The sequence below is a fragment of the Azospirillum mesophilum genome, from assembly GCF_053470405.2.
The window spans coordinates 67,641-78,009 of record NZ_JBPXMQ020000030.1 but is presented as its reverse complement, the minus strand read 5'-3'; the positions used below and the strand labels follow the sequence as shown (position 1 = coordinate 78,009).

The 10,369-nt window shown below is 71.8% G+C and carries 8 protein-coding genes; all 8 read right to left on the bottom strand.

The genetic code is table 11. The annotated features are described in order from the left end of the window. Window positions 1-206 precede the first annotated feature (206 nt). The 8 genes from ACSVC7_RS23915 to ACSVC7_RS23880 all read right to left on the bottom strand — a co-directional run bounded on the left by ACSVC7_RS23915 (window position 207) and on the right by ACSVC7_RS23880 (window position 10,248). Entirely contained in the window at window positions 207-1,796 is a 1,590-nt protein-coding gene (locus ACSVC7_RS23915; protein WP_448207191.1) for a hybrid sensor histidine kinase/response regulator, read from the bottom strand. A gap of 92 nt (window positions 1,797-1,888) precedes the next feature. Beyond that, entirely contained in the window at window positions 1,889-2,689 is an 801-nt protein-coding gene (locus tag ACSVC7_RS23910; protein WP_448207192.1) for a response regulator, read from the bottom strand. Next, window positions 2,686-3,762 (bottom strand): chemotaxis-specific protein-glutamate methyltransferase CheB, encoded by a 1,077-nt coding sequence (gene cheB / locus ACSVC7_RS23905; RefSeq protein ID WP_448207193.1) that lies wholly within the window; start codon window positions 3,760-3,762, stop codon window positions 2,686-2,688. The genes ACSVC7_RS23910 and cheB overlap by 4 nt, the downstream gene beginning before the upstream one ends. After that, window positions 3,759-6,008 (bottom strand): hybrid sensor histidine kinase/response regulator, encoded by a 2,250-nt coding sequence (locus ACSVC7_RS23900; RefSeq protein ID WP_448207194.1) that lies wholly within the window; start codon window positions 6,006-6,008, stop codon window positions 3,759-3,761. Before ACSVC7_RS23900 ends, cheB begins: the two co-directional genes overlap by 4 nt. A gap of 109 nt (window positions 6,009-6,117) precedes the next feature. Beyond that, window positions 6,118-7,794 carry a methyl-accepting chemotaxis protein gene (locus tag ACSVC7_RS23895; protein ID WP_448207195.1) on the bottom strand — a complete coding sequence of 559 codons (1,677 nt, stop codon included), beginning with the start codon at window positions 7,792-7,794 and terminating at the stop codon, window positions 6,118-6,120. 5 nt (window positions 7,795-7,799) lie between these two features. Beyond that, window positions 7,800-8,306 (bottom strand): chemotaxis protein CheW, encoded by a 507-nt coding sequence (locus ACSVC7_RS23890; RefSeq protein WP_448207196.1) that lies wholly within the window; start codon window positions 8,304-8,306, stop codon window positions 7,800-7,802. Further along, window positions 8,303-9,733 (bottom strand): CheR family methyltransferase, encoded by a 1,431-nt coding sequence (locus ACSVC7_RS23885; RefSeq protein WP_448207197.1) that lies wholly within the window; start codon window positions 9,731-9,733, stop codon window positions 8,303-8,305. Before ACSVC7_RS23885 ends, ACSVC7_RS23890 begins: the two co-directional genes overlap by 4 nt. Continuing rightward, window positions 9,730-10,248: a chemotaxis protein CheW gene (locus tag ACSVC7_RS23880; RefSeq protein WP_448207198.1), complete on the bottom strand. Its 519-nt coding sequence runs from the start codon at window positions 10,246-10,248 to the stop codon at window positions 9,730-9,732. Before ACSVC7_RS23880 ends, ACSVC7_RS23885 begins: the two co-directional genes overlap by 4 nt. Between the last annotated feature and the right edge of the window lie 121 nt (window positions 10,249-10,369).

The window sequence follows — 10,369 nt, the reverse complement described above, 5'->3', positions numbered from 1 at the left end:
ATAAGCACCCGTTTATCTGGGGGCGCCGACGGCGCCACCGGGCGTCAAAACAATTCGGGGTCGCCGCCCTCCCAAAGGTCGCCTTAATTTAGCGGATGCACCACTTAGATTAACATGGCCTCACTCGCCGGCCGGGCTTCGGACGCACGAGCGTCCGGGCCCGCCGTCGCGGGCCAAAGCGGATCGAAATCCGCTTTTGGCGCGACCTATCCCTGCCGGATCTTCTCCAGCACCAGCTTCAACTCGCCGGGGTGCAGCGGCTTGTGCAGGAAGGAGCAGCCGCGGCGCTGCCCCTCCAGAAGGGCGCTCTGCGCCGTCTCGCCGCTCAGCACCACGGCGGGGATGTCCTTGCCGTAAAGGCGGCGGACGCGGTCGATGACGTCGAAGCCCGAGACGGTGCCGGGCAGGCGCAGGTCGGTCAGGATCACCGCCGGCGGCTCCGGCAGGCCGTCCAGCACGGCGAAGACCTCGCGCATGTCGCCGGCCGCCGCGACCGTGCAGCCCCAGCTTTCCAGGATCATCTGCAGGCCGGTCAGCACCATCGCCTCGTCGTCCACAGCCAGGACGGTCATGCCGGCCAGCGGCGAGGCGTTGGCGGGCTTGGCGCTCGCGGCGGGCGGAGCGGGCTCCGGTTCCGGCGCGGCGGGCTCTGCGGCGGTGCCGTCGATGGTGACCGCGAAGACGGTGCCCCGCCCGACGCGGGACCGCACCTCCACCTCCGTGCCCAGCAGATCGGACAAGCGCCGCACGATGGCGAGGCCGAGGCCGAGGCCGCGCGTGGGATCGCGGTTGGGGTTCTGGAGCTGATGGAACTCGTCGAAAATAGCGCCCAGCTGCTCGTCCGGGATGCCGAAGCCGGTGTCCCACACCTCGATCCGCCAGCGCCCGGCCCGCCGCCGCATGGCCAGCAGCAGGCCGCCGCGCTGGGTGTAGCGGATGGCGTTGGACAGCAGGTTGCGCATGATCCGCCCGAACAACACCGGGTCGGTCTCCGCCATGCCGGGGCGCAGGCGGGCGCGCAGCCGCAGGCCCTTTTCGGTGCTCTGCGGCCGGAATTCCTCGACCAGCTGGCCGAGCAGCTCGTCGAGCGCCACGGTCTTCACGTCCGGCTTCACGGTGCCGGCATCGAGGGTGGAAATGTCCAGCAGAGCGTTCAGCAGACGCTCGCCCGCCGTCATGGCGTTGCCCAGCATCTCCGCTGTGTGCAGCGCCTTTCCGTCGGAAATCTGCGAGCAGAGCGCGTCGAGGAACAGGCGCATGGCTTGGAAGGGCTGGCGCAGGTCGTGGCTGGCCGAGGCCAGGAATCGGGAGCGCGCCGCGGTGGTCCGCTCGATCTCCGCGCGCATGGCCCGTTCCATGCGCGCCGTTGCCTTGTAATCCGGCAGGGGCTGCGCCGCGATGGCCAGCACGCCGACCGTCCGGCCACCGTCGGTCAAGGGTACGGCGCGGAAGCCGATGGGACCGGCACCGCCGGCGCGCGGGGTCAGGGTGCAGGGGACGCCGTCTTCGCCATCGCCATCACCATCGCCGACGGCCGCGAACAGGGGCTTCACCGCGGCGGCGACGGACGGCCATCCGTCGCCCAGCCAGGAGGCGGCGGGCAGGCCCTCGGCCGGGCTTTTGCCGAGCAGGGCGGCCAACTCGTCGTTGGCGACGAGGGTGGCCCCGTCGAGCGGCCCGCAGAGCACGAAGGCCGGAACCGCGCAGGCGCGGCAAACACGGCGCGCGTTCGCGACGCACTCGGTGCCGTCCCGTACGGTGTCGGTGGCTGCGCTGTCCTGTTGCCGAGGGGTCACGAGGCTCTTTCTCTTGCCGGCCCTGATGCGGAAGTTTGCACCTTAGCCTTTGGTTGGTACACTATGGAATCGCCCGAAAGCGCTATATGTTCCTATGCGGAAGGCCCTGGGTGCAACAGCCGGTGGAGATGATCCTCCACCATGTATTTGCGCCGCAGAAGGGCCATCAGGCGGATTTTCAAAACGTCCATGGGCTGGGACTTGCCGATGAAGTCGTCGGCGCCGGCGGTCAGGCTGGCGGCCAGCCGGTCGTCGCCTTCCTGGCTGGTCAGGATGATGATCTGGAAGAACAGGCCGCGGCGCCGGCGGAAGCGGTCGAACCGCTCGCACAGCTGGGTGCCGCTGGTGCCCGGCATGACCAGATCGAGGATCACGCAGTCCAGGCCGCCGTCCTCCAGCGCGGCCACCGCCTCGTCGGCGTTGCGGGCGGCGACGACGTGGCAGCCTTCGTCCTCCAGCTCCGCGCGCAGGAATTCGCGGTAGGTGGCGCTGTCGTCCACGACCAGGATGTTGGCCCGCTTCAGGATGTCGGCGACGGTCGGGGGGGCGTTGCGCCGCTCCAGCACCGCCATGGCTTCGCGCACGACGGTCTCGGAATCCGCCGGGTCGGCCCAGTGGGCGTCGGGGGGCAGGGGGAAGGCCGCCGCGCGCTCGGGAGGGCCGAGCAGGATGGCCGGGGCCGGGCAGAAGCGCCGCAGGTCGGCCAGCGTGCGCGACGCCACGCCGTCGCCTTCGATCATCAGCAGGTCGACGGGCCGGCTCGACAGCTCCGCGATGGCGGGATCCACGGAGTCGACGCAGCTTGCCTCGATGCCCTGCTCCTCCAGCAGCAGCGTCAGCAGCAACCCCTGCGTCTGCGAGGCCACCAGGATCAGCGCGCGAGGTCCGCTCATGAGGGCTCCACTCCGGTCGAGACCAGCTCCAGCAGCCGGGCCGCGATCTTGTCCACGGGAACCTCCTCGGTGGCGCCACCCAGCCGCACCGCCGTGCCCGGCATGCTGTGGATGACCGCTGTGGAGGCGTGTTCGGCGATGGTGTAGGCGCCGGCCCGGTGCATGTCCACAAGGCCGCGCGCGCCATCCTCCCCCATGCCGGTCAGCAGCACGCCGATGCCCGAGGCGCCGAAGGCCGTCGCCATGGAGGTGAACAGCACGTCGCCGGATGGCCGCTGCCCGCAGACTGGATCGCCGAAGACGAGGCGCATCGCGCCGGGATCGGCGGCCAGATGCGACTCGCCGGGGGCGACATAGACGTGCCCCGGCCGGGACGGCGCGTTGTGCGCGGCGAGCGCCACCGGCAGCGGGCAGACCGAACCCAGCCAGGACGCGAAGCCGGCGACGAAGGGCGCGCCGATGTGCTGCACCACGAAGATCGGCAGGGGGAAGCCGGCGGGCAAACCCTTCAGCACCTTGACCAGAGCCGCCGGGCCGCCGGTGGAGGCGACGATGCCCAGCGCGCGGAAGGACCGTCCGCCCTTCACGGTCCCGGGGGTGGCGGTGGGGGTGGCCGGGGATGGGGCGGGGGCCTCGTCGCGGGGGCGGCCACGCTGCCGGATCACCTTGACCTGGCTCATGATGGTGAGCTGGGTGCACAGGTGCCGGGCGACGGTCTCGTAGTCGGCCCGCGCCATGCTTCCCGGCTTCTCCACCACGGCCAGCGCGCCGGCCTGGAGGGCACGCATGGGGATGTCCAGGTCGTGCACGTCGGACGCGACCACGACGATGGGCACGGGATGCTCTCGCATCAGGCGGGTGGTCACCGTGAAGCCGTCGATGCCCGGCAGGCGAATGTCCAGCGACACCACGTCGGGCTTCACCGTCTCCACCATGCGCAGGGCCTGTTCGCCGGAGGATGCGATGCCCGCCACCTCCAGCCGCGGGTCCTCCCCGATGACGTGGGCGAGGAGTTGCTGGACGACCGGCGAATCCTCGACCACCAGCACGCGGATCTTGCGTTTGCCGGTCATAGCAGCCGCCTTATGCCCGCCAGAAGCTCGTTCTGGTCGAATCGGGTCTTCACGATGTAGGCATCGGCGCCGAGGTCGAGGCCGCGCTCGCGGTCCTCGTCGCTGGCGCGCGAGGTGACGAGGATCACCGGCAGGTCGGCGGTCAGCGGGTTGCCCTTCACCGCCTGAAGAAGCGCGAAGCCATCCATCCTCGGCATCTCCACGTCGCTGATGATCAGGTCCACGTCCTCCAGGGCGGCGAGGCTTTCCACCGCCTCGCGGCCGTCCACGCACAGGGTGACCCGATAACCATGCGCCTCCAGGATGCTCTTTTCCAGGGTTCGCGTCGTGATGGAATCGTCGACCACCAGGATGTGCGGGCGCCGCCGGGGCGTGGCCTCCACACGGGTCAGCGGCGGCAGGGCATTCCCGGCCTGGGGCGTCAGCCCGGCCGGGTTGAGCACCAGCGCGGGGGAGCCGTCGTCCAGCAGCACGGTGCCGAGGAAGCGCGCCGGGTCGATGCCGACCTCCTCCGCCGCGGCGACGACGGCGTCGCGGGTGCTCAGCAGTTCGTCCACCACCAGAGCCAGCCGCCGCCCGGCGCCGCGCAGGACGACCAGCGCCAGCGTCGCCGTCTCCGGCGCCAGCCCCGGCCCATCATAATCGAGCAGGCCGGAGAGCGGAGCCACCGGCACGTCCTCCCCGTCAAGGCGCAGCGTCGGGGCGGTCAGGTCGGTGTGCAGAGCGTCCGCCGGGACGCGCATCAGCCGCGCCACGTCGCCGCTCGGCAGCGCCAGGATGTCGCCCTGCACCGACACGAAGACGAGCCGCTGGCTGAGCAGGCTGAGCGGCACCTCGACGGTGGAGACGGTGCCGCCGCCCTCGCGCGCGGCCAGCGTTACCGTGCCTTGCAGGCGGGTGACCTCCTGCCGGACGATGGCGAGCCCCATGCCGCGCCCGGCAAGCTCGGTCGTCGTGTCGGCGGTGGAGAAGCCCGGTTCGAAGATCAGCGTCAGCAGGCGGTCCGGCGGTGCGGCGGCGGCCTCTTCGGCGCTCAGCAGCCCGCGCTCCACGGCGCGGCGCGCGATGGCGGCGAGGTTGGGACCGCGCCCGTCGTCCTCCACGCGCAGCAGCAGGCGGTTGCCGACCACGGCGACCTCGAACCGCACGGTGCCGGCCGCCGGCTTGCCGGCCGCGACCCGCTCGCGCGGGGTCTCGATGCCGTGGGTCACCGCGTTGCGGGCGAGGTGCAGGACGGGGTCCTTCAGCCGTTGCAGGACGACGCGGTCGGCCTGGGTCTCCAGCCCCTGGATGTCCGCCTCGACCTCCTTGCCCTGGGTGCGGCTCATCTCGCGGATCATGCGGCCAAGGCCGCTGAACTGGGTTTCAGCTGGCAGCAGGCGGAGCTGCCGCACCTGTTCCCGCAGATCGCCGCTCCAGCGGCGCAGCGACCACAGGTGCCGGTCGTGCGCGCGGTAGGCCGCGTCCAGCGAGGCGCCCAGTGCGCGGAACCGCCGTTCGAAGGAGGACAGGCGCGCCGCCGCGTCGTCGGCGCGGGTCAGGCGGGGCCGGACCGCGTGCCAGCTCCGCTCCAGCGCGCGCCATTCGCTGCGCAACTCGTGCAACTGCTCGGCCAGGGCGGATTGGTTCTCGATTTCCGGCAGCAGGCCGGCGGTGGTGGTGAAGAGGCGGTCCAGCCCGGCCGCGCGGATGCGGACCAGCGACGGTCCGCTTTCGCTCAGGGCGCGAGAAGCTGGCGTGACGGGGGCCGGGGCGGTGGGGGCCGGGGCGGTGGGGGCCGGGACGGCAACGGGAGCAGCGGGGGGAGCAGCGGGCGTGCGCTCCTCGCCCGCTGCGCGGCGCTGCACCGGTTCCGGCCCGCCGGCCTCGCCGCCGAGCCGGGCGAGGTCGGCCAGCACCTCGGCGGTCTCCACGGCGTTGCCGCCGCGCGTGGCCCAGGCGACCACGTCTTCGATGGCGTCGAGCGCGTGCCGCACCACAGCGCGCGCCGGGGCGTCCAGCGCCACCGTGCCGCGCTGGACCGCCAGGAAGACGGCTTCCAGCCGGTGCGACAGCCGCTCCACCTCCGGCAGGTCCACGGCGCGGGCGGCGCCCTTCAGGCTGTGGGCGCGCCGGTGGATCTCCGCGAGGTCGGGGCTGTAGCCGGGATCGTGTTCGGCCAGGCGCAGGGCCTCGCGGATCGCCGCGAGGTGGTCCTTGTGCTCCAGGTCGAAGGCGGCCAGCAGCCGTTCGCGGATGTCGGTCATGCGGCCCCCACAATCCCCTCGCCCGCCTCCGGCGGGAGAGGGAGGGACCCATGGCGAAGCCATGGGAGGGTGAGGGGGGGCATCGGAAGCCTGCGGTCCATGGAGGCCATCACACCCGATAATTCCGGACGGCGTCCACCAGCCCCTGGCCAAGATCGTTCAGGTTGGCGGCGGCGCCTTCCAGCTGACGGGTGCCGGCGGCGGTCTGGCTGCTGGCTTCGCGGATGTTCTGGAGCGCCTGGATCACCTGTTCCAGGCCGATCTGCTGCTGGTTGGTGCCGGCGACGATCTGCTGGAAGGCCAGCACGCTCTCCTGGATGCTCTCGGCGAGGTCGCGGATGGTCGCCTGGGTGGCGTCGGTCTGGCGCTTGCCGGCGCCGACGCGCTTGACCGCCTCCTCCGTCAGCATGACCGAGGAGTTGATGCCGTGCTGGATCTCGCTGAGGTTGGAACGGACCTGGGCGGTGGCCTCCTTGGCCTGATCGGCGAGGCTCTTGATCTCACTGGCCACCACGGCGAAGGTCCGGCCGTGCTCGCCGGCGGCGGCCGCCTCGATGGCGGCGTTGAGCGCCAGCAGGTGCGAGCGTTCGGCGATGTCGTTCACGGTCAGGATGATCTCGCCGATCGCCTGGGTCCGCTCCGACAGGACGACGATGTTCTCGGCCACCGCCTCCGCCTGCTCGCGGATGGCGTCCATCGCCTGATTGGTGTCCTCCACCGCCTTCAGCCCGGTCTCGCTGGTGGCCGCCGCCGCCTGGGCGCTCTGCGCCACATCCTGGGCGCGCCGGTTGATCTGGGCGCCCGACTCGGTGATCTCGCTCAGCGTCGCGGTGGTCTGCTCCACCGCGGCGAGCTGCTGGGCGACGCTGGCCGCCTGTTGCTGCGTGGAGGCGCGGATCTGCGCCGTGGCCGCGTGCATGCTCTCGGCGGTGGCGCGGGTGGTCTCCGCCATGCTGCGCAGGCCGTAGGTCATCTGGTTGAGGTGCTGGCCCAGCTCCGCCAGCTCGTCGTTGCCGGGCACCGTGACCTCCCGCGTCAGGTCGCCGTTGCCGACGCGCGAGACGAAGCCGATGGCGGTGCCGAGCCGCCGGCCGATGGAGCTTCCCATCACCGAGGCGATGATCACGGCCAGCGTGACCACGATGAACAGCGCGAGGATGGAGGAGCGCACGGTGCCGTCGTAGATGGCGCGCGTGTCGCTTCGCCCGGCCTCCGCCAGCCGGTGGATGCTGGTGTGCAGGCGGCCCAGCCGGTCGTTCAGCGTCTGGCGCATCTCGTCCACTTTTGCCCGGCGCTGCAGCGCATCGGTGATGTCCCCGTGCTCCAGCTGCTGGAGCATCACCACCGCCTCGTCCAGGATGGCGCGGGAGATCTTCTCGAAATCCTCGACCTCGCCGCGCAGTTCGCCCCAGATGCGGCGCCGGTCGTCCGTGATGCCCTGCCCGGAAAGCTCCGAGGCCAGGGCCTTCAGCCGCCCCACCTCCTCGAACAGGTGGACGGCTCCGTCCTGGTAGCGCTGGCGCTGCGGGCCGATGTCCGCCGGGCGGCTCTGGGCCTGGGCGACCGCCGCCGCGTTCATCGCGGACTCGCGGACGCTGCGCAGGGTGCTCTGCGTCACCTCGATCTCGCGGACCGCCTCCGACACCTGGATGTCGTAGGTGGAAATGGCCGTCATGACGTTCAGCGCGTCGGACAGGCGCGCCAGCTGATACGCGGCCAGAAGGGCGGTCAGCAGGCAGACGAGTCCGAAGCTGAGGATCAGCTTGTGCGCGACTTTCAGTCTCATGCTTCTTACGTGCTCCTCAGCGAGTCGAGGATCGCCGCCACGTCCAGCACGGCGATGCGGCCTTCGGTGACGGTGGTGACGAACGGCCCGGCTTCGGGCGGGGCGTTGGGAGAGCCGGGGTCGAGGTCCATCACCGTCTCCAGGGTGCGCAGGCGCAATGCGGCGTGGCGCTCCCGGCTGCGCAGAACCACGGCGTAGCCGCCACCGGCCGGGACGGCGGTGCGCCCGCACAGACGGTCCACGTCGAACAGGCGCATCACCCGCCCGTCGATGGCGATCAACCCCAGCAGCGCCGGCGGCGCGCCGGGCACCCGCGCCACGCGCGGCAGCGGCACGACGCGGGCGAGGTGGCGAAGCTCCAGCCCATACAGCCCATCGGCGCCCCGGCCGACCAGCAGGGGAATGGTCGGTGCGGTGTCCGCCGCGTCGGCGGGGGTCTTCGCCAGTTCCTCCGCGCGGCGGCGCAGCAGGGCTTCGCCCCAGGGACCTTGGAGAGCCTTTTCGAGGATCACGCCTCATCCCCCGAGAACCAGAGGTCGATCATGCTGCGCAGCTCCGCCACGGTCAGGCCGCCGCCCTCGGCGACCAGCTCTGTCGCGTCGTGGCCGGCGACCGTGCCGCGCGCGTTGCGGAAATGGCGCTGCGCCGCCGCCAGCTTGCCGCGCCGCCAGTAGGCCAGCGCCAGATGGTAGTCGGCGAGCGCGAAGCCGGAATCCAGGTAAAGCGCCTTTTTGAAGGCAGCGACCGGGTCGCCGACGCCCAGTTCCTCCTCCAGCAGGCCGAGGCGGAAATGCACGGCGGGGTTCAACCGGTCGCGCTCGGCCAGCGCAAGGCAGGCTTCCAGCGCCACCGCGCGGTCGCCTTCCGGCAGCGCGGAAAGGGTGGGAGCGGCGGACGGGGCCGGCAGAAGGGGGGCGGGCGGCTCGGCCGGCGCGGGCGGCGGCTCGGCGGCCTTGCACGGCGCGCGGCGGCGGGATGGCGCGGGGGTGGCCGGCTTCGCCGCCGTCCTTGGCGCGCGGGCCGGCTTCGCGGCGGGAGGAAGGGGGGCCACGGCGTCCGGCTGCGGAAGCTCCGGCGCGCGGCCGGGCAGCGGCTTGCGGTACAGCGTGGCGCCGGGCACCGGCACGGGCGTGAACAGGGCGTTCACCTGCGGCCCCGTCTCCGCATGGCCGACCACCAGCCAGCCGTTCGGCGCCAGCACGGCGTGCAGCCCGTTCAGCAGGCGGGTGCGCGTGGCCTCGTCGAAATAGATCATGACGTTGCGGCACAGGACCACGTCCAGCGCGCCGAGCCCGCGCGGGTAGTTCGGCAACGGCCCTTCCACGAGGTTGAAGACGGAAAAGCTGGTCCATTCGCGGAAGCGCGGCTTCACCGCCCACTGGCTGCCCCGGCGGTCGAAGCATTCCTCCAGCAGCTCCGGCGGCAGGCCGCGCACCGCCCAGTTGCCGTAGACCCCCCGGCGCGCCGTCTCGATGAAGCTGCCGTTGATGTCGGTGCCGACGATGCTGACCTGCCAGCCCTGGAGCTGGTCGGCGAATTGGCGCTTCAGCAGGATTTCCAGCGTGTAAGCCTCGGGGCCGATGGAGCAGCCGGCGCTCCACAGCCGCAGCAGCCGGCTTTCCCGGTTGCGGCGCAGGCATTCGGGGATGGCGACGGCGCACAGCGCCTCGAACTGTTCGGCGTAGCGGAAGAAGAAGGTCTCGCCGACCGTCAGCTCGTTGATCAGCGCCTGGTATTCCGGCCCATCCGGCCCCTCGCCGTTCAGGATCGCCAGATAGCCGGCGAGCCCCGACACCGCCCGCTCGGCCAGCCGCCGGCCGACGCGCTCGGCCAGCGCCGCGTCCTTGTCGGCGTAGTAGGCGAGGCCCGTCGCGCCAATCACGGTCGCCTTCAGGCGCGGGAAGGCGGGGTCGCGCAGGATGGCGTCGGCGCGGCTCATCGGGACGGCTCCGCTTCCCCGGCGACCGTATCCTCCGTTGCCGGTTCTTCCGGCGCCTGCCATGCGGCGAGCCGTTCGTCGGCCATCGCCTGGAAGGCGGCGAGCAACCGGCCCTCCGTCTCCGTCAACAACCGTTCGGGGTCGAGCAGGGTGGCGTTGCCGGTGCCGAAAGTAAAGCTGCCCACCGCGCAGGCGTTGAAGCTCAGCCCGGCCTCGGCCTCCAGCAGGGCGCCGTCGGGCACCGGCACGATGTCGTGCACCCGGCCGGCCAGCAGGGCGAGCGGCCACCCCTCCCGCTCCAGCAGCAGCAGCGGCGCGTACAGCTCCGGCTTGGCGGGCTCAAGCCCCAGCAGGACGTCGAGCCGCAGAACCGGGACGGCCTTGCCCTGGTAGCGGAACAGGCCCGCCACCACCGGCGGGGCGGTCGGCGGGCGGTCCAGCAGGGGCAGCGGCAAAAACCGGCGCACGGCCGCAGCCGGCAGCGCGAGAATCCTGCCGGATGCGGAAAAGACCACGTAGCGTGTCGTCGATGCTGTCGCCGTCGCAACCATCGCCGGGGGAAGACCCTGCCGTGTCGGGGTTACCAAAACCGGCGCAGAACATGCCGCATCGCTGCGGGGATGGAAATACCACCAA

Excerpts from the sequence above, each read along its gene's own strand:
- ACSVC7_RS23910 (WP_448207192.1), bottom strand. The coding sequence starts at position 2,689 with ATGAGCGGACCTCGCGCGCTGATCCTGGTGGCCTCGCAGACGCAGGGG.
- cheB (WP_448207193.1), bottom strand. The coding sequence starts at position 3,762 with ATGACCGGCAAACGCAAGATCCGCGTGCTGGTGGTCGAGGATTCGCCG.
- ACSVC7_RS23900 (WP_448207194.1), bottom strand. The coding sequence starts at position 6,008 with ATGACCGACATCCGCGAACGGCTGCTGGCCGCCTTCGACCTGGAGCAC.
- ACSVC7_RS23895 (WP_448207195.1), bottom strand. The coding sequence starts at position 7,794 with ATGAGACTGAAAGTCGCGCACAAGCTGATCCTCAGCTTCGGACTCGTC.
- ACSVC7_RS23885 (WP_448207197.1), bottom strand. The coding sequence starts at position 9,733 with ATGAGCCGCGCCGACGCCATCCTGCGCGACCCCGCCTTCCCGCGCCTG.